22 protein-coding genes are annotated in these 17,785 nt (G+C 75.4%); 11 read left to right on the top strand and 11 right to left on the bottom strand.

Features of this window, described 5'->3' with window-relative positions; genetic code table 11:
• Nucleotides 1–12: 12 nt before the first annotated feature.
• The gene (locus tag ACI8AX_RS21590; protein WP_456551922.1) at nucleotides 13–717 is read right to left on the bottom strand and encodes a succinate dehydrogenase cytochrome b subunit; all 705 of its coding nucleotides are present in this window, start codon (nucleotides 715–717) and stop codon (nucleotides 13–15) included.
• 187 nt (nucleotides 718–904) lie between these two features.
• On the opposite strand from ACI8AX_RS21590, the gene ACI8AX_RS21585 reads away from it, so the two are divergent.
• Together ACI8AX_RS21585 and ACI8AX_RS21580 are read left to right on the top strand one after the other, a co-directional pair.
• Nucleotides 905–1,513, top strand: a complete 609-nt coding sequence (locus ACI8AX_RS21585) for a sulfite oxidase-like oxidoreductase (protein ID WP_456551921.1) — start codon at nucleotides 905–907, stop codon at nucleotides 1,511–1,513.
• A gap of 4 nt (nucleotides 1,514–1,517) precedes the next feature.
• Nucleotides 1,518–2,249: an FAD-binding oxidoreductase gene (locus tag ACI8AX_RS21580; protein ID WP_456551920.1), complete on the top strand. Its 732-nt coding sequence runs from the start codon at nucleotides 1,518–1,520 to the stop codon at nucleotides 2,247–2,249.
• A 4-nt stretch (nucleotides 2,250–2,253) separates the two neighbouring features.
• Here ACI8AX_RS21580 and ACI8AX_RS21575 read toward each other — a convergent pair whose 3' ends face one another.
• Entirely contained in the window at nucleotides 2,254–3,708 is a 1,455-nt protein-coding gene (locus ACI8AX_RS21575; protein WP_456551919.1) for a M1 family metallopeptidase, read from the bottom strand.
• Between the two features lie 132 nt (nucleotides 3,709–3,840).
• Here ACI8AX_RS21575 and ACI8AX_RS21570 point away from each other — a divergent pair, with 132 nt between their 5' ends.
• From ACI8AX_RS21570 to ACI8AX_RS21555, 4 genes are all read left to right on the top strand, one after another.
• Entirely contained in the window at nucleotides 3,841–4,359 is a 519-nt protein-coding gene (locus tag ACI8AX_RS21570; RefSeq protein WP_456551918.1) for an N-acetyltransferase family protein, read from the top strand.
• A 103-nt stretch (nucleotides 4,360–4,462) separates the two neighbouring features.
• On the top strand, nucleotides 4,463–5,275 hold the full coding sequence (locus ACI8AX_RS21565) for a formate/nitrite transporter family protein (protein ID WP_456551917.1): 813 nt from the start codon (nucleotides 4,463–4,465) through the stop codon (nucleotides 5,273–5,275).
• 48 nt (nucleotides 5,276–5,323) lie between these two features.
• Nucleotides 5,324–6,226 (top strand): ABC transporter ATP-binding protein, encoded by a 903-nt coding sequence (locus ACI8AX_RS21560; RefSeq protein WP_456551916.1) that lies wholly within the window; start codon nucleotides 5,324–5,326, stop codon nucleotides 6,224–6,226.
• Entirely contained in the window at nucleotides 6,223–6,957 is a 735-nt protein-coding gene (locus ACI8AX_RS21555; RefSeq protein ID WP_456551915.1) for a hypothetical protein, read from the top strand. Before ACI8AX_RS21560 ends, ACI8AX_RS21555 begins: the two co-directional genes overlap by 4 nt.
• Here the strand turns inward: ACI8AX_RS21555 and ACI8AX_RS21550 are convergent.
• Nucleotides 6,954–8,114 carry a serine hydrolase domain-containing protein gene (locus ACI8AX_RS21550; protein ID WP_456551914.1) on the bottom strand — a complete coding sequence of 387 codons (1,161 nt, stop codon included), beginning with the start codon at nucleotides 8,112–8,114 and terminating at the stop codon, nucleotides 6,954–6,956. The genes ACI8AX_RS21555 and ACI8AX_RS21550 overlap by 4 nt on opposite strands.
• 29 nt (nucleotides 8,115–8,143) lie before the next feature.
• Nucleotides 8,144–8,692, bottom strand: a complete 549-nt coding sequence (locus ACI8AX_RS21545) for a DUF1990 family protein (protein WP_456551913.1) — start codon at nucleotides 8,690–8,692, stop codon at nucleotides 8,144–8,146.
• 53 nt (nucleotides 8,693–8,745) lie between these two features.
• Between ACI8AX_RS21545 and ACI8AX_RS21540 the strand changes: the two genes are divergently transcribed.
• From ACI8AX_RS21540 to ACI8AX_RS21525, 4 genes are all read left to right on the top strand, one after another.
• Nucleotides 8,746–9,603, top strand: coding sequence for a HipA family kinase (locus ACI8AX_RS21540; protein WP_456551912.1), 858 nt, complete (start codon nucleotides 8,746–8,748; stop codon nucleotides 9,601–9,603).
• A complete protein-coding gene (locus ACI8AX_RS21535) occupies nucleotides 9,600–9,998 on the top strand; it encodes a DUF3037 domain-containing protein (protein WP_456551911.1) in 399 nt (132 codons plus the stop codon). Before ACI8AX_RS21540 ends, ACI8AX_RS21535 begins: the two co-directional genes overlap by 4 nt.
• A 3-nt stretch (nucleotides 9,999–10,001) precedes the next feature.
• Entirely contained in the window at nucleotides 10,002–10,484 is a 483-nt protein-coding gene (locus ACI8AX_RS21530) for a DUF3995 domain-containing protein (protein WP_456551910.1), read from the top strand.
• Nucleotides 10,485–10,596: 112 nt separating this feature from the next.
• Complete coding sequence (locus ACI8AX_RS21525) at nucleotides 10,597–12,558, top strand: PhoX family protein (RefSeq protein WP_456551909.1); 1,962 nt, start codon at nucleotides 10,597–10,599, stop codon at nucleotides 12,556–12,558.
• Between the two features lie 75 nt (nucleotides 12,559–12,633).
• Here ACI8AX_RS21525 and ACI8AX_RS21520 read toward each other — a convergent pair whose 3' ends face one another.
• The 7 genes from ACI8AX_RS21520 to ACI8AX_RS21490 all read right to left on the bottom strand — a co-directional run bounded on the left by ACI8AX_RS21520 (nucleotide 12,634) and on the right by ACI8AX_RS21490 (nucleotide 16,862).
• A complete protein-coding gene (locus ACI8AX_RS21520; protein ID WP_456551908.1) occupies nucleotides 12,634–12,927 on the bottom strand; it encodes a 4a-hydroxytetrahydrobiopterin dehydratase in 294 nt (97 codons plus the stop codon).
• A gap of 40 nt (nucleotides 12,928–12,967) precedes the next feature.
• The gene (locus ACI8AX_RS21515) at nucleotides 12,968–13,678 is read right to left on the bottom strand and encodes a phosphoadenylyl-sulfate reductase (RefSeq protein WP_456551907.1); all 711 of its coding nucleotides are present in this window, start codon (nucleotides 13,676–13,678) and stop codon (nucleotides 12,968–12,970) included.
• Complete coding sequence (locus ACI8AX_RS21510; RefSeq protein ID WP_456551906.1) at nucleotides 13,675–13,851, bottom strand: hypothetical protein; 177 nt, start codon at nucleotides 13,849–13,851, stop codon at nucleotides 13,675–13,677. The genes ACI8AX_RS21515 and ACI8AX_RS21510 overlap by 4 nt, the downstream gene beginning before the upstream one ends.
• A 10-nt stretch (nucleotides 13,852–13,861) precedes the next feature.
• Complete coding sequence (locus ACI8AX_RS21505) at nucleotides 13,862–15,553, bottom strand: nitrite/sulfite reductase (protein WP_456551905.1); 1,692 nt, start codon at nucleotides 15,551–15,553, stop codon at nucleotides 13,862–13,864.
• A gap of 99 nt (nucleotides 15,554–15,652) precedes the next feature.
• The gene (locus ACI8AX_RS21500; protein ID WP_456551904.1) at nucleotides 15,653–15,748 is read right to left on the bottom strand and encodes a putative leader peptide; all 96 of its coding nucleotides are present in this window, start codon (nucleotides 15,746–15,748) and stop codon (nucleotides 15,653–15,655) included.
• 58 nt (nucleotides 15,749–15,806) lie between these two features.
• Complete coding sequence (gene cysC / locus ACI8AX_RS21495; RefSeq protein ID WP_456551903.1) at nucleotides 15,807–16,358, bottom strand: adenylyl-sulfate kinase; 552 nt, start codon at nucleotides 16,356–16,358, stop codon at nucleotides 15,807–15,809.
• A gap of 30 nt (nucleotides 16,359–16,388) precedes the next feature.
• The gene (locus ACI8AX_RS21490) at nucleotides 16,389–16,862 is read right to left on the bottom strand and encodes an RrF2 family transcriptional regulator (protein WP_456551902.1); all 474 of its coding nucleotides are present in this window, start codon (nucleotides 16,860–16,862) and stop codon (nucleotides 16,389–16,391) included.
• A 43-nt stretch (nucleotides 16,863–16,905) separates the two neighbouring features.
• On the opposite strand from ACI8AX_RS21490, the gene ACI8AX_RS21485 reads away from it, so the two are divergent.
• Entirely contained in the window at nucleotides 16,906–17,676 is a 771-nt protein-coding gene (locus ACI8AX_RS21485; protein ID WP_456551901.1) for a (deoxy)nucleoside triphosphate pyrophosphohydrolase, read from the top strand.
• Nucleotides 17,677–17,785: the final 109 nt, after the last annotated feature.

Below are 17,785 nucleotides of genomic sequence, written 5' to 3'. Positions count from 1 at the left end.
GCCTGGGGATCCTTAGTCGATCAGACCGAAGAGGACGGAGAAGGGCACGAGCAGGAAGCCGAGCGTGAGCACCGTGGCGATCGCCGTCGCGGCGTAGTTGACGGTCACCTCGCGGCGGCGGTTGCTCTGCCCCAGGGTCTGGGTGGCGCTCCAGATCCCGTGCCGCAGGTGCATGCCGACCAGGATCACCGCGATCGCGTAGAAGGCGGTGGACACCGGGTTGGAGAAGCTGGCGACCAGGCGGTCGTAGGGCTCGGCGTCGCCCTCGCGGTTCACCGTGCCCCAGGTGAGGTCGAGCAGGTGCCAGATGACGAAGGCGGCGATGATGACGCCGCCCCAGCGCATCGTCCGGGAGGCGTAGCTCTGCGCGTTGGCCTTCTTGGTCACGTAGCCCTGCGGGCGGGCACGCTTGGCCTGCTTCCACAGCGACACCGCGGCCCAGATGTGCGCGGCCACCGCAACCAGCAGGACGATCCGGATGATCCACAGCGCGGTCGCGCCCGGCAGGGCCGGGTTGCCGATCGTGCGCAGCCACTCGGAGTAGTGGTTGAACTCCTCGGCCCCGGAGAAGGCCTTGAGGTTCCCGATCATGTGCGCGATCAGGTACAGCACCAGGATGATGCCGCTGACCGCCATGACCACCTTCTTGAAGACCGAGCTGGTCTTCGCGGCCTTGGGCGCCCTGCGCTGGCCGGACTGCGTCGTCACCGTCACCACGGGCACGACGGTAGGACTCCGACCCCTGTGCGGCCAGGTAAACACGAGGTGACTCAGCTCATGTAAGGCTTGCCTAATGGCGAGATGAGCGGTGCAATCGTCGGTCGGTTCCCGAATCGTTACCTGGCGCCCGGCCACGGGCGGCCGTGGGGCAGGCTGGGGGCACGACGAGGAGAGGACGACGACCGTGGCAGGACCCACCCGAGGCTTCCTGGGCCGCCGTCGCGAGCGCGACCCGCGGCTGCCCCCCGGCCAGTACGACGCCGGGAAGGACTGGCCGGTGCTCACCGCCGAGCCGACCCCGCGGATCAGCCCCGAGACGTGGAGCATCACCGTCGACGGGCGGGTGGAGCAGCCCACCACCTGGAGCTGGGACGAGGCGCACGCGCTGCCCCGCTCGGAGTACCGCGGCGACATCCACTGCGTGACCACGTGGTCGAAGTTCGACACCTGGTTCGCCGGCATCAGCGTCGACAGCCTGCTCGAGGTCGCCCGTCCCACGGCCGAGGCGCACTTCGTCATGGCGACGTCGAAGACCGGCTACACGACCAACCTGCCGCTGGAGGACGTCACCGGCGGCAGGGCCTGGGTCGTCTGGGAGTACGACGGCGGCCCGCTGCCCATCGAGCACGGCGGCCCGGTGCGCCTGCTGGTGCCGCACCTGTACTTCTGGAAGAGCGCCAAGTGGGTCACCCGCCTGACGCTGATGACCCGCGACCAGCAGGGCTTCTGGGAGCAGAACGGCTACCACGACCGCGGCGACCCGTGGCTCGAGCAGCGCTACCAGGGCGACTGAGCCGGTGACCGGCCCGATGGTCGGCGCCGGCCGCCGCGCCCCGGCCGGCGGCTGGCGGACCGCGACCGTGCGCGAGGTCGAGCGGCCCACCCCGCGCACCGTGCGGCTGCGGCTCGACGTGCCCGACCGGCTGGACCACCTGGCCGGCCAGCACTACGTCGTCCGGCTGACCGCCGAGGACGGCTACCGGGCGCAGCGCTCCTACTCGCTGGCCTCGTCCCCGGGCGACCCGCTGGTCGAGCTGCTCGTCGAGCGGCTCGACGACGGCGAGGTGTCGGGCTACCTCGCCGACGTCGTGGAGCCCGGCGACCAACTGGAGGTGCGCGGCCCGATCGGCGGCTGGTTCGTCTGGGAGGGCGAGACCCCGGCGCTGCTGGTCGGCGGCGGCACCGGCGTCGTCCCGTTCGTGTCGATGGTGCGCACCGCCGCCGAGCTGGGCCGCCCGGAGCTGCTGCGGATCGCCGTGTCCACCCGCACCCGCGCCGACCTGCCCTACCTCGCCGAGCTGGAGGCGGCCGGCGCGGTGGTGCTCACCACGCGCGAGGCCTCCGGCATCCGGCCGGCCGCGCGGCTGACCGCCGCCGACCTCGTGCCGCTGTGGGAGCCGGGGCAGGACGTCTTCGTCTGCGGCTCGACGCCCTTCGCGGAGGCGGCGACGCGGGTGCTCACCGGGCTGGGCGTGCCGGCGCCGGACATCCGCGTGGAGCGGTTCGGGCCCAGCGGCTCCTCCGGCTGAGGGCTCAGCCCAGCGAGGCGGGCTTGCCCTCGCCCAGCCACTCGGCGAAGAAGTCGTCGAGCTGCTTCCCGGAGACCTCCTCGGCCAGCGCGACGAAGTCGTCGGTGGTGACCGCCTGGCCGGCCTCCGAGTCGAACCACTCGCGGACGATCTCCGCGAAGGCCTCCTCGCCGACCTCCAGCCGCAGCGCGTGCACCGTCATGGCGCCGCGGTAGTAGGTCGCCTCGGAGAACAGGCCGTCGGTGTCGGGGCCCGGGTCGCCGATGGCCACCTGCCAGAAGCGGTTGCCCGCGGGCACCTCGGCCAGCTGGTCGAAGGCCTCCTGCGGCGTGCCGGTGCCCTGGGCGTCGGCCCACAGCCACTCGGCGTAGGTGGCGAAGCCCTCGTTGAGCCAGATGTGCTGCCAGCCGGCCAGGCGGACGCTGTCGCCGGCCCACTGGTGCGCGAGCTCGTGCACCACCACGACCGCGCCGGAGTCGGCGTCGGAGAAGAAGACGGGGGAGTAGACCGGCCGGGTCTGGTTCTCCAGCGCGAAGCCGAGGTCGGGGACGTCGTCGACGATCCCGCCGGCCACGCCGAACGGGTACGGGCCGAACCACTCCTCGAGGACGGCGATCGCCTCCGGCTGCAGGGCCAGCGACTCGGTGGCGACGTCCGCGACGGTCGCGTCGCCCTGCGCCCCCTCGTCGGCCAGCCCGGGGTCGACGGCGTCCCAGTAGCGGATGCCGTCCTCCTCGTACTCGTCGATCTCGAACTCCCCGACGGCCAGCATCACCAGGTAGGGGGCCATCGGCTCCTCGGCCGCCCACTGCCACGTCGTCCAGCCGTCCTCGGTGGTGGAGCCGACCAGCTCGCCGTTGGACAGGGCCTCGAGCCCCTCGGGCACCTCGACCGACACCTCGACGGTCGCGGCGTCGGCGGGGTGGTCGTTGACGGGGAACCAGCTGGCGGCCACGTCGGGCTGGCCGACCGCGAGCGCGCCGTCGTCGGTCTGGATGAACCCGGCCAGGCCCAGGCCGTCGTCCAGCGGCTCGGGGACGCCCTCGTAGGTGACGACGGTGGTGAACTCCGCCCCGCCGGGGACGTCGGCGGGCGGGGTGACGGTCAGCTCGCCGCCGTCGCGGGCGACCTCGGCCTGCGCGCCGTCCACCGTCACCGAGGAGACCTCGAACCCGAACAGGTCGAGGTTGAACGCCGACAGGCTCTGCGTCGCGGTGGCCACGACGGTCGCGGTGCCGCTGAGCGCGTCGCTGTCGGGGTCGAAGCGCAGGTCGAGCGAGTAGCTGCCGACGTCGTAGCCGCCGTTGCCGTCCTGCGGGAAGTAGGGGTCGCCGAACCCGTCGGCCCCCGGTGTCCCGGCCGGGCTGGCGGTCCCCTCGACCCGAGCGGTGCAGCCCCCCAGCAGCACCAGGCCGGTGAGCGCCGCCGCCCAGGACCGCGCTCGTCGCCCGCGTGTCACGTGTGTTCCCCGTCCGCCGTCCGCCGTCCGCCGTCCGCCGTGCGCGACGGACGGCGCAGCCTGCACCATCGCCGCACCCCTGCCCAGGGGGGCGCGCGCGGCGCCGCACCCCGGGGGCGGGAGGATCACGGTATGCCGCACGTCGAGGTCACCGCGTCCTCCGAGGTGGACGGCGACCTCCGCGCCACCCTGCTCGAGCTGTGGACCGACGTGACCAACGCCGGCGGCGCCGTCGGCTTCGTCGCGCCGGTCACCGCCGACGTCGTCGCGCCGGTCCTGGACGCGCTGGTCGAGCGGGTGCACGCCGGCTCGCAGACGCTGTGCCTGCTCCGGGTCGACGGCGAGGTGGCGGGCTTCGCCGTCCTGTCCACGTCGGTCAGCCCGCTGCGGCGGCACTGGGCGACGGTGCTGCGCGTGCAGGTGCACCCGTCCCGGCAGGGGCAGGGCCTGGGCCGGGTGCTGATGGCCGGGGTGCACGAGGTCGCGCGAGCCCGTGGGCTGGAGTTCCTGCACCTCACCGTGCGCGGGGGCTACGGCCTGGAGGGCTTCTACGAGCGGCTGGGCTACGAGGTCTTCGGCCGGATGCCCGGTGCCATCCGGGTGGCTCCCGGCGACGACCGCGACGAGGTCCTGCTGATCCACCGGCTGTAGCCGGCCGGCGGTGTGGTGGCGGCGCGACGGGGTAGGGCCGCCTCCGACGCGGCACCGGCGAGCCCGCCCGGGACGAGTCCGCAGCGCCGGAGGGGTCGCCGTGGTGAGCGCACGCGAGGAGCTCGGCGAGACCGACGCGCCGGCCGAGGACCAGGTCGTCCAGGCCTTCGACCGGATCGTCGACGAGGGCGCCCAGCGGTTGCACCGGTCCTGGCGGGAGGTGCTGGCCACGGGCTTCGCCGGCGGCCTGGAGGTCGGCGCGGGGGTGGTGGCGCTGCTCGCCGTCTACGCCGAGACCCGCAGCCACCTGCTGGCGGGGCTGGCCTTCAGCATCGGCTTCATCGCCCTCATGCTGGCCCGCAGCGAGCTGTTCACCGAGGGCTTCCTCGTGCCGGTCACCGCGGTGGTGGCCGGGCGGGCGTCCCCGGCCCAGCTGGGCAGGCTGTGGGCCGGCACGCTCGTCGCCAACCTGGCCGGTGGCTGGGTGGTCATGTGGCTGGTCGTCCACGCCCTGCCGGACCTCGGCGTCACGGCCGTGGAGTCGGCCCGGACCTTCGTCGACGCGCCGCTGGACCTCACCGCGGTCTGCCTGGCGCTGCTGGCCGGCGCCTTCATCACGCTGATGACCCGCATGCAGCACGGCGCGGCGTCCGAGGCCGGCAAGCTGGCTGCCGCCGTGGCCGGCGCGTTCCTCCTGGCCGGGCTGGTGCTGTTCCACAGCATCCTCGACTCGCTGATCGTCTTCGGCGCCGTCCACGCCGGCGGCCCGGTGACCTATGCCGACTGGCTGGCCTGGTTCTGGTACACGACGCTGCTCAACGTCGCCGGCGGCCTGTTCGTGGTCACGTTCCTGCGGCTGATCCGGAGCAAGGAGCTGATCCAGCGGGAGCGGGCCGCGGTGCGCGCCGGGGACTGACCGCCGCGCCTCTCCCGGCCGCGGTCGCCGGCTCGCCATGATCGCGGGGTGATCGAGCTCGACGGGCTGACGAAGGTCTTCGGGGACCGCGTCGCCGTCGACGACCTCACCGTGCGCATCGAGCCGGGCCGGGTCACCGGGTTCCTCGGCCCGAACGGCTCGGGCAAGACGACGACCATGCGGTGCGTGCTGGGCCTGGCCCGGCCCACCGCCGGGACGGCGACGGTGCTCGGCGTCCCGTACCGCCGGCTGGACCGCCCGCTGCGCCGGGTCGGGGCGCTGGTCGACCCCGCGGCCCGCCACCCCGGCCGGACGGCGCACGCCCACCTGCTGGCCCTGGCCCGGTCCAACGGGATCCCGCGCCGGCGGGTCGCCGAGGTGGTCGACCTGGTGGGGCTCGAGGCGGTGGCGTACGACCGGGTCGGCGGCTTCTCGCTGGGCATGGGGCAGCGGCTGGGCATCGCCGCCGCGCTGCTCGGCGACCCGGAGGTGCTGCTGCTCGACGAGCCGGTCAACGGGCTGGACCCCGAGGGCATCCGCTGGGTCCGCGAGCTGCTGCGCGCGCTGGCCGCCGAGGGGCGCACGGTGCTCGTGTCCAGCCACCTCATGAGCGAGATGGAGGACACCGCCGACCACCTGGTGGTGCTCGGCCGCGGCCGGCTGCTCGCCGACGTCCCGATGGCCGACCTGTTGGGCGCGTCGGCCGCCGTCCGGGTGCGCAGCCCGCAGGCGCCGCTGCTGGCCGCGGCGCTGCGGCGGGCCGGCGCCGGCGTGCGTCCCGAGCCCGGCGGGACGCTGCGGGTCGACGGGCTGGATCCGGCGGCGGTCGGGGACGTGGCCTTCGCCGCCGGGGTGCCGGTGCACGAGCTGACCCGGGTCGTGGCGTCGCTGGAGGCCGCCTACCTGGCGCTCACCGGCGGCGAGGTCGAGTTCCGGGCGGGGACGCCGTGACCGCGGGCCTGCTGGCCGGCGCCTGGACCCGGCTGGGGTCGGTCCGGTCGACCTGGTGGTGCACCGCGGTCTACGTCGTGGTCGTGGCCGGGGCCGGCTGGCTGGCCGCGGCGGGGACGCCGACGTCGTCGCGGGCCGACGTCGCCGTCGGGGTGGCGCTGACCGGCTTCGGCTTCGGGCAGCTCGTGCTGGTCGTGCTCGGGGTGCTCGCGGTCAGCGCGGAGTTCGGCACCGGCAGCGCCGTCCCCGCCCTGCTCGCGGTGCCACGGCGCACCCGGTGGCTGGCCGCGACCACCGCCGTCGTGGCGGCCTGGGCGGCGCTGCTGACCGGGGTGCTCGCCGGGGTGTGCGCGGTCGCCGCCCGGGTGCTGGTGGCCGTGCCCGGCGGGGTGTCGTCGACCGACCCGGCCGTGCTGGGCGAGCTGGGCCTGCAGGTGGTGTGGGCCGTGCTGGTCACCGTGCTGGCGGTGGGGCTGGGCACCCTGCTGCGGGCCACCGCCGGCGGCGTCGGGCTCGGGATGGCACTGGTGTTCGTGCTGCCGCCGGTGCTGGCGCTGGCCGGCGGACGGTGGGCCTCGCTGGGCTCGCAGGGGCTGCCGGCGCTGCGGGTGGGCGAGGACGCCTTCCTCGCGGTCGCGACGCCGTGGCCGGTCGGGCTCGCCGTCACCGGGGCGTGGGCGGTCGCGGCGTGGGCCCTGGGCGCGCTGCTGCTCGAGCGCCGCGACGTCTAGCGGGCCCGCGGCCCGAACACGGCCGCCCGGAAGGCGTCGAACACCGGCGGAGGCTGCGGGGACGCCCACATCTGGTTGGTGAGCAGCACGCCGGTGGCCCCGGTGACCGGGTCTGTCCACCACGAGCTGCCCAGCCCGCCGTCCCAGCCGTACGAGCCGGCCGACCGGCCGCCGGGCTCGTCCTCCCGGCGCACGCCGATGCCCAGGCCCCACCCGCCGCCCTCGTCGTCGACCGGGCCCACCTGCTCGGTGAGCATCGCCGCCACGGTCCGCTCCGCCAGGACGCGCCGGCCGTCGGGGGAGCGGCCGCCGGCGGCCAGCATCGCGGCGAAGGCCGCCAGGTCGTCGACGGTCGACACCAGCCCGTCGCCGCCGTCCGGGAAGGCCGGGCGCCGCGCCCACTGGCCGTCGGCGGGGTCGTAGCACTCCCGGCGGCCGTCCTCGCCCGGGGGCGTCCAGTGGGGTCCGAGCCGGCCGCGGGCGTGCTCCGGCACGCCGAAGCCGGTGTCGCGCATGCCCAGTGGCGTCAGCACCCGCTCGGCGAGCACCTCCGGCAGTGGGCGGCCGGTGGCCCGGCCCACGAGGACGCCCAGCACGCTGGCGCCCACGTGGTAGAGCCACCGCTCACCGGGCTGGTGCGCCAGCGGGACCGTCGCCACCCGGCGCAGCCACTCGTCCGGCGGGGGAGCGGCCTGCGGCCGCGGCGGTCCGGCCGGCAGCCCGGTGGCCCCGAGGGCTGCGACGGTGGGGGTGGGCCAGGGGGCGGTGAAGTCGATGCCCAGGCCCAGCCGGAACGTGAGGACGTCACGCACGGTGATCGGCCGGCGGCCCGGCACGGTGCCCGCCCCCGCGTCGGCCGGGTCGGCGAGCACCTGCCGGGCGGCCAACTCGGGCAGCAGCCGGTCCACCGGTTCGTCGAGGGCCAGCACGCCGTCGTCGACCAGGGCCAGCGCGGCCGCGGCCACCACCGGCTTGGTCGTCGAGGCGATGCGGAAGACCGAGTCCGGTGCCACGGCGTCGCGCCCGCCCGGCGTGTGGGTGCCCGCCGCACCGCGCGCCACCTCGCCGCCGCGGGCGGCCCACCAGGCCGCCCCCGGCACCTGGCCCTCGGCGACCGCGCCGCGCACGGCCGCCTCGACGTCCTCCGCGAGTCCCATGCAGCACCGACCGGCGCCGGGCCGCGGACTCATCGGCCGCGGGCGGCCCGCCGGAGCGTGGCGAGGTAGCGCCGGGTTGCCAGGGCCTGCACCCACCAGGCGACGGGCCCGGCCAGCCGCGCCGCGGGGGAGGCCAGGCGGGAGAAGACCCGCAGCACCACGGTGACCTCGCCGGAGCCGGCGATCCGCACGAGGAACGCCTCCTCGCCGCTCTCCGGGTGGCCGGGCAGCGTGCCGTAGGCGAAGCCCTGCTCGTCGCCCCCGGTGCGCGCCCACACGACCCGGCAGGGGATGTCGTAGCCGAGGCGGTCCAGCCCCGCGGTGAGGACGACGACCGTGCCCGGCTCGGTCGGGGGCCCGCTCGCCCGCACCCGCAGGCCCACGCCGCGCTGCACGGCCCAGCCGAACACCGCCGCCACGGTCCGCTCGAACACGGCGCGACCGCTGCCCACGACGACCGTGTGCTCGGAGTGCCGGTAGCCCGCCGGCAGCACCGGGTCGGCGGTGGCGCCCACCTCCGGGTAGGTCAGCGGCACGTCGGCCAGGTCGGCCGGGGTCACGGCCCGCAGGAGTCCCATGTCCCGAGTCTGCGGTGTCCGGGGGAGCGGCACCGGCTAGGTTGGCCTGCACTGTGCTGCCCGCCGTCACCGCCACCCGCTACGTCACCCCGCTGCGCGAGGGTGGCTCGCTCCCGGGGCTCATGGAGGCCGACGACCTCGGCACCTACGTGGTCAAGTGGCGGGCGGCCGGGCAGGGCGTGCGGGTGCTGGTCGCCGAGGTCGTCTGCGGCGAGCTCGCCCGCGCGCTGGCCCTGCCGGTGCCCGCGCTGGTGACCGTCGACGTCGCCGCGGAGCTGGCCGTGGGGGAGCCCGACCCGGAGGTGCAGGAGCTGCTGCAGCGCTCCGCCGGGACCAACCTGGGCCTCGACTACCTGCCCGGCGCGCTGGACTTCGAGGCCGGGGTGGCCGAGGTCGACTGCGCGCTGGCCGGCCGGGTGCTGTGGTTCGACGCGCTGATCGGCAACGTCGACCGGTCCTGGCGCAACCCGAACATGCTGTTCTGGCACGGCCGCCTGCAGCTCATCGACCACGGCGCCGCGCTGACCTTCCACCACAGCTGGCCCGGCGCGCCCGCCGCGGTCGCCCGCCCCTACGACGCCGCGCAACACGCGCTGGTCGAGTGCCGGCCCGACGTCCGTGCCGCGGACGCCGACCTCGGCCCGCGGGTGACCCGGCCGCTGCTGGAGCGGGTGCTGGCGCAGGTGCCCGACGACTGGCTGGAGGGCCCCGAGCCCGACGAGCCGCCGGCCGCCGTCCGGCAGCGCTACGTCGACCAGCTGCTGGCCCGACTCGCCGCCCGGGACGCGTGGCTGCCGGGGCTCGTCACGGCCGCGGCCGCCGGCGGCGCCGGCCGTCAGCGGCCCCGGGTCGGGCAGAACCGCCCGGCCTGGCTGGGGCCGCCCCCGCCCGAGGGGATGACCCAGCGGTGAGGGACGGACGCGACACCTTCGAGTACGCCGTCCTGCGGGTGGTGCCGAGGGTGGAGCGGGGCGAGTTCCTCAACGCCGGGGTGATCGTCTACAGCCGGCAGCGGGACTACCTCGGCGTCCGCCTGCACCTGGACCCCGCGCGGCTGCGGGCCCTCGACCCGACCGCCGACGCCGAGGCGATCGCCCGGGCCCTGCAGGCCGTGGCCGACGTGTGCGCCGCGGACGGCGCGGCGGGCGCGGCCGGCCGGGAGGCGCTCGGCTCGCGGTTCCGGTGGCTGACGGCGCCGCGCAGCACCGTCGTCCAGACCGGACCGGTGCACACCGGCCTCACCGCCGACCCCGACGCGGAGGCCGACCGCCTGCTGCGGCTCCTGGTCCTGCCCGTCACGGAGTGAGGCGTGGCCCGCGGGCGGGTGCTGTCGGCGACGGCGTACGGGGCGGCGCTGCTGGCCGCCGGCTCGGCCGCGTGGAGCCTGTACTGGACCGTGGGCGGGACCGCGCTGCTCGGCACCGTCGGCGGTGCGGTCGAGGAGGCCGCCCGGCGGGGTGGCGCAGCGGCGGTCGCCCTCGGCGGCACCGTCGTCCTCCTCAAGACCGCCGCGGTGCTCCTGGCGCTGGCGCTCGTCCGGCCGTGGGGACGACGACTGCCCGCCCGCCTCCTCGAGGGTGGCGCCCTGGCGGCCGGGTCGCTGCTGGCGCTCTACGGCGGCGTGCTCGTGGTCGTCGGAGCCCTGGCGCTGACCGGGGTCCTGGGCGAGCCGGCCGACCCCTCGGCGCTGCGGTGGCACGTGCTGCTGTGGGACCCGTGGTTCCTGCTGTGGGGCGTCCTGCTGGCCGCCGCGGCGCGCGCCCGCCGCCGGGCCGGTACACCGCTCGGGTGAACGGGGAGTGGACGGTTCCTTCACGTCCCCTGTGCCCGGCGGCCACCCCCGCGTCGATCCGCCTTCCTAGCTTCGGGCCGCACCGATCCCCCGAAGACCTGGAGCACCTCCCGTGACGACGCTGCACGAGCGCGCCGCCGAGCCCCTCGACCCCGAGGACGTCCCGACCAACCCCTCCACCGCCCCGCACCTGATGGCCGTCGCGGAGGCCCGGCTCAGCCGGCGCGGCGTCCTGGCCGGCGGCTTCCTCGCCGCGGCCGGCTTCCTCACCGCCGGCCTGATCGACCCGCCGGCCGCCGCGGCGCGCCCCGGTGGCGGCGGTGACGGCGGCGGTGGCCCGCGGGGCGGCCGCCTGGGCTTCCAGCCGATCCCGCCGAGCACCGCCGACGAGGTCGTCGTCCCGCGCGGTTACACCGCCCGCCCGTTCATCCCGTGGGGCACCCCGATCCTCGGGTCGTTCCCGGCCTTCGTGCCCGGCACCCCGGGTGAGCCCGGCGGCGTCCCGACCGGCAACACCGCGGCGCAGCAGGCCGAGCAGATCGGCATGCACCACGACGGCATGACCTACTTCCCGCTGCACAACGGCCCGCGCGGGAACGACAACGGCCTCCTCGTGCTCAACCACGAGTACACCGACGAGTTCTACCTGCACACCGGCACCTACACGGCGGGCTACGTCCCGACCACCGCGGAGGGCGTGCGGAAGTCGCAGAACGCGCACGGGGTCGCGGTCGTGGAGGTGCAGCGCGGGCGCAACGGCCAGTGGGAGGTGGTGCGGTCGCGTCGCAACCGCCGGATCACCGCGAGCACGCCGATGTCCTTCTCCGGCCCCGCGGCGGGCCACCGGCTCGTGCGCACGGCCGCGGACGGACAGGGGCGCACCCCGCTGGGCACCTTCAACAACTGCGCCAACGGCGAGACGCCGTGGGGCACGTACCTGACCTGCGAGGAGAACTTCAACGGGTACTTCCGGGTCGACGGCACCCTGACCGGGGAGAACAAGGCCAACGCGGACCGCTACGGGGTGGGCGGCGACCGCAACGGCTGGGCCCGCCACGACGACCGCTTCGTGGTGACCGACCGGGACCCCAACGAGCCCAACCGCTTCGGCTGGGTGGTCGAGATCGACCCGTTCGACCCCACCTCGACCCCGGTCAAGCGGACCGCGCTCGGCCGGCTCAAGCACGAGGACGCGACCGTCCACGTGTCCCGGGGTGGGCGGGTCGTCGTCTACATGGGCGACGACCAGGCCGGCGAGCACGTCTACAAGTTCGTCAGCGCGCGCAACTGGCAGTCGATGCGGGCCCAGGGCAAGAGCCCGCTGGACGAGGGGACGCTCTACGTCGCCCGGTTCGACGACGACGGCAGCGGCGAGTGGCTGCCGCTGGTCCAGGGGCAGGGGCCGCTCACGGCGGCCAACGGGTTCGCCGACCAGGGGGACGTGCTGGTGAAGACCCGGCTCGCCGCCACCGCGGTGGGCGCCACGCCGATGGACCGGCCCGAGTGGACCGCCGTCGACCCGCGCACCGGCACCGTCTTCGTGACGCTGACGAACAACAGCTCGGCGTCGGCTGCCCCCAACGCCGCCAACCCGCGCCGCGCCAACCCGTGGGGCCACATCGTGCGCTGGGACGAGCAGGGCGGGGACCACACCGCCACCCGCTTCCGCTGGGACCTGTTCCTGCTCGCCGGCCCGGGCGGCGGCGTCGAGGGCTCGACGATCGCCCCGGAGGACGCCTTCGGCTCCCCCGACGGGCTGTGGATCGACCCTGACAGCCGGGCCTGGATCCAGACCGACGGCTCGCAGCCCGGCTCGGCCAACAACCAGATGCTGGCCGCGGACGCCGGGGCCCGCTGGGACGCCGAACCGGAGGTGCGCCGCTTCCTCACCGGGGTGAGGGGCTGCGAGGTGACCGGCATCGCCGTCACGCCGGACCGGCGGACGATGTTCGTCAACCTGCAGCACCCCGGCGAGAACGGCGGCAGCACCTGGCCGCGGCTCGACGGGATCAACACGCCCCGCTCGGCCACCGTCGTCATCACCAAGGACGACGGCGGGGTCATCGGCACCTGACGGAGGACCCTCGTGCCCCCACCGCTCGCGCGCTCGCAGTGGGCCCCTGCACGAGGGCCTGGCGCGGCCCTGTCCCTACGCGGGCAGGGCCGCGTCGATCCTCCGGGCGAGTTCCACGTCCAGCTCGGTCACGCCGCCGGCGGAGTGGCTGACCAGCGCCAGGTGCAGCGTGCGCCAGCGCAGGTCGACGTCGGGGTGGTGGTCCATCGCCTCGGCGAGGAACCCGATCCGCACGAGCGCGGCGACGGCGTCGGGGAACGACGGCAGCTCGACGCTGCGCCGGAGGCCGTCGGCGTCGCCGGACCACAGCGGCAGGTCCGCCAGGGCGGCGGAGACCTCGTCGGGGGACAGGCGCGGGGGTCGGGGCACGGCGGTCAGTCTGCTCCGCCGTGCCGCCGCCCGCCCAGCCTCAGAGGTGCAGGCCGCACTCCGTCTTGTTCCGGCCGGCCCAGCGCCCGGCGCGCGGGTCCTCGCCCGGCGCGACCGGCCGGGTGCACGGCGCGCAGCCGATCGAGGCGTAGCCGATCTCCTGCAGGGGGTTCACCGGCACCTGGTGCTCGGCGATGTAGGCGTCGACGTCGTCCTGCGTCCACGCGGCGAGCGGGTTGACCTTGACCATCCCGCGCTTGGCGTCCCAGTCGACGACGCGGGTCCCGGCGCGGGTGGCCGCCTCGTCGCGGCGGACGCCGGAGCCCCACGCGGCGTAGCCGGACAAGGCCTGCGCCAGCGGCTGCACCTTGCGCAGCGAGCAGCACAGGTCAGGGTCGCGCTCGTGCAGCGCGGGCCCGTGCTCGGCGTCCTGCTCGGCGACGGTCCTCGGCGGCGTGACGTTCACGAGGGTGATCGACAGGACGCTGCTGATCCAGTCGCGCGTGCCGACGGTCTCGGCGAAGTGGTAGCCGGTGTCGAGGAAGACGACGTGCACGCCGGGGACGGCGCGCGAGGCCAGGTGCGCGAGCAGGCCGTCGGCCATCGACGAGGTGACGGCGAAGTCGTCGCCGAAGGTCTCCCCGGCCCAGCGCAGGACCGCGAGCGCCTGCTCGACCGGGTCGGCGATGCCCTCGAAGCGGGCGTCGGCCTCGGCGGCGAGCTCCGGCGTCGGCCGGATTGCGGTGGTCACTGCTGCACTCCTGTCGCGATCAGCCGGACGGAGAAGGCCCGCAGGCAGGCGCCGCAGCGCCAGCCCGAGGTCGTCTCGTCCTCGTACGGGGTGAGGTCCTCGTCCCCGCAGTACGGACAGTGGAAGACCGGTAGCTGCCGGGTTCTTCCCGAGCCGCCGTCGTCCTCGCTCACCGGGGCACCGTCACAGCAGCCACGCCTCCTCGGCCCGGGAGACGTAGTGCGCGAACGACTCGCCCTCCGTGCGCCGGTCCAGGAAGCCGCGCAGGACGCGCTCGCAGTAGTCGGCGGTCTCGGCCTTGGTCACCTTGTGGCCGCGGAACTTGCGGCCGAAGGTCGCCTCGACGCCGAGGTGGCCGCCCAGGTGCACCTGGAAGCCCTCGACCATCTCGCCGCTGTCGTCCTTGACCATCGAGCCCTTGAAGCCGATGTCGGCGGTCTGGAAGCGCGCGCAGCTGTTCGGGCAGCCGTTGACGTTGATCCCGATCGGCACGTCGAAGTCGGGCAGCCGCTTCTCGAGCTCGGCGTAGAGGTCCTGCGCGTGCTGCTTGGTCTCGACGATCGCCAGCTTGCAGAACTCCAGGCCGGTGCAGGCCATCGTGCCGCGGCGGAAGGCGCTGGGCCGCACCTGCAGGTCGTGCGCCGCCAGGGCGTCGACCAGCGCCTCGACCTTCTCGTCGGGGACGTCGAGGATGACCAGCTTCTGCTGCGTCGTCGTCCGGATGCGGCCCGCGCCGTACTCGTCGGCCAGGTCGGCGATCGTGGTGAGCAGGGAGCCGGTGACGCGGCCGGTGCGCAGCGCGAAGCCGACGGCGTTGCGGCCGTCCTTCTGCCGGCTGACGCCGACGTGGTCGCGCTGGTCGTGCTTGGCGGGCGCGGGCGCCGGGCCGTCGGGCAGGGCGCGGTGGAGGTACTCGTCCTGCAGCACCTGGCGGAACTTCTCCGGGCCCCAGTCGGCCATCAGGAACTTGATGCGGGCGCGGTTGCGCTGCCGGCGGTAGCCGTAGTCGCGGAACACCGACGTGACGCCGGCCCAGACCTCGGTCACCTCGTCGGGGCGGACGAAGACGCCGATCCGCTTGCCGAACATCGGGTTGGTCGACAGCCCGCCGCCCACCCAGAGGTCGTAGCCGGCCTCGCCCGCCTCGTTGCGGACGCCGACGAAGGCGACGTCGTCGATCTCGGGCTCGGTGCAGTGGTCGACGCAACCGGACATCGACGTCTTCCACTTGCGCGGCAGGTTGCTGAACTCCGGGTTGCCGACGTACTTCTCGACGGTCTCGGCGATGACGTCGGTCGCGTCGATCACCTCGTCCTCGAGGATCCCGGCGAGCGGGCAGCCGAGCATGACGCGCGGCACGTCGCCGCACGCCTCCATGCTGCTGAGGTCGACCGTCTCCAGCCGCCGCCAGATCTCGGGGACGTCCTCGATGCGGATCCAGTGGTACTGCACGTTCTGCCGGTCGGTCACGTCGGCGACGTCGCGGCCGAACTCCGTGCTGATGCCGCCGATGACCCGCAGCGCGTCGCTGGTCAGCTGCCCGCCGTCGATGCGGACCCGCATCATGAAGTAGGAGTCCTCGAGCTCCTCGGGCTCCAGGACGGCGGTCTTGCCGCCGGGGATGCCCTGGGCCCGCTGGGTGTAGAGACCCATCCAGCGCATCCGGCCGCGCAGGTCCTGCGGGTCGATGGACTCGAAGCCGGCCTTCGCGTAGATGTCGATGATCCGCTGGCGGACCTCGAGGCCGTCGGAGTCCTTCTTCATCCGCTCGTTCGGGTTCAGCGGCTCGCGGTAGCCGAGCGCCCACTGGCCCTGACCGCGCTGCGGGGTGTCGCGACGCGGCGGCCGGTTGCTGGTTCGCGTGGGGGAGGACACGACAGGTGCTTCTTCCTGCGCCGTTCGCCGGGGCCGGTCCCGGTCGGGAGGCGCTGCCAGGTCGGAGGCGCAGCGGAGGGCTGCGGGGGAGGACTGGTGTCAGCGCGCGGCGCGACACACGGCGCTGCTCACACGCGCCAGGTCGATGTGCCGGCGCGCGACGAGGAGCACGCCATCACCGGTCACGCCCGCCATCGTCTCACACCGCGGCGTGCGAGACCGGTGTGACCCGGGCGACTGGCCGCCGGCGCCGTCAGCCGACCGGCGCGGGCCGCCCGTCCATCGCCGCGCGGATGCGCGTCACCGACTCCTCCAGCGGGGTCACCGACGTGTCGATCACGAGGTCCGGCCGGACCGGGGGCTCGTACGGGTCGTCGATCCCGGTGAAGCCCGGGATCTCCCCGGCGCGGGCGCGGGCGTACAGGCCCTTGACGTCGCGTCCCTCGCAGACCTCCAGCGGCGTGGACAGGTGCACCAGCAGGAAGCGGCCGTGCGCCTCGACCAGCGCCCGGGCCTCCTCGCGCGCCTGCTCGTACGGCGCGATCGCCGCGACCACGACCGTGCCGCCGTGCTTGACGACCTCGCCGGCCACGAAGCCGATGCGCCGGATGTTGAGGTCGCGGTGCTCCCGGCTGAAGTCCAGCTCGCTGGACAGGTGGGTGCGGACGACGTCGCCGTCGAGCACGGTGACCGGCCGCCCCTCGGCCTCCAGCTGCGCGACCAGCGCGTCGGCGATCGTGGACTTCCCCGCGCCGGAGAGGCCGGTGAGGAAGACGGTGACGCCGGCCCGGGAGGAGCTGCTCATGCCGCCAGTCTCGCGCAGCTGCGGGGCTGGTCAGGCCCCGGGGGAGTCGCCGAACGACCGCCAGGCGTCCTCGACCGCGGCCAGCTCGGCCACCTCGGCCGGGAGCTTGCCGGCGACGACGTCGGCCAAGGAGACCTCCTCGAGCACCCGGCGGTAGGCGGCGCGCGCGGCCACCCACACGGCCGCGAGCGGCTCGGCGGTGCCCGGGTACTCCACGTCCTCCGGCCGCTGGCCGTGCACCTCGGCGAGGAAGCCCTGCTCGACGCGCATGACGCGCGCGATGGAGATCTCCTCCGGCGGGAGCGCCAGCCGGTACCCGCCCTCGCGGCCGCGCTGGCTGGTGACCAGCCGGGCGTGCTGGAGGTCGCCGAGGATCGACTGCAGGAAGCGGGAGGGGATGTCCTGCGCGGTGGCGATCTTGTCGCAGGTGAGCGCGCCGGGCGCGGCGGCGGCCAGCTCGACGGCGGCGCGGACGGCGTAGTCGACCCGGGCGGTGATGCGCATCGCCCCATCTTGCCGCCTCCGGTGCGTCTGTCAGGGTGACGCGGTGTACCAGCTGCGATTCACCACGGTGGTCGAGGCCCCGCTGACCGTCGCGTTCGACGTCGCGCGGGCCCTCGGGCGGCCGTGGGGCGAGCCGCTGGAGGAGGTCGTGTCGGTGCGGCCGTTCCGCGACGTGTACGCCGCCGGACCGCGCCGCGGGTGGCGGTGGCTCACCCACTCGCGCCGCTTCTCGGCCACCGGCGCCGGCACGCTCGTCGACGAGCAGCTGGACTGGGCGACCACCCTGCCCCCGCTCCTGGCCGGCGCGGTCGACCAGCTGCTGCTGCGCCGGCGCGTGGTCCGCGCGATGCAGGCGCACCTCGACGCCTACGCGGCCGCGGCCGCCCGGCGTGCCCTCGAGGTCGTGCAGGTGGTCGGCGTCGCCCTCGTCGAGGGCGACCGGGTGCTGGTCGCCCAGCGGGCCGGCGGTCCGTTCGCCGGCTGCTGGGAGTTCCCCGGCGGGAAGGTGGAGCCGGGCGAGGCCGACCTCGACGCGCTGGTCCGCGAGTGCCGCGAGGAGCTGGGGGTCGAGGTGGCGCCGCAGGCCTTCCTCGGCGAGGTGCCGCTGGACGGCGTCGTCGGCGGGGGTGCACCCGGGGCGTCGACGCTGCGGGTGTGGTGGGGGCGGGTCGCCTCCGGCGTGGTCACCCCGCACGAGCACGCGGAGCTGCGCTGGGTGCGGGCCGCCGACCTGCCGGGGCTGGACTGGATCCCCGCCGACCGCCCGCTCCTGCCGGCCGTCACCCGCCTCCTGGACCGGGTCGCCGCGGGCTGACGGCGCACGACGAGGGGGGGGGGGGGGGGGGGGGGGGGGGCCGCGGGGGGGGGGGGCGGGGGGGGGCGCGGCGGGGGGGGGGGGGCGGTGGGGGGGGGGGGGGGGGGCT

Source organism: Blastococcus sp. SYSU D00813 (assembly GCF_054050735.1).
Note: the sequence above shows the minus strand (reverse complement) of the source record. Positions and strands in the feature narration are given on the sequence as shown.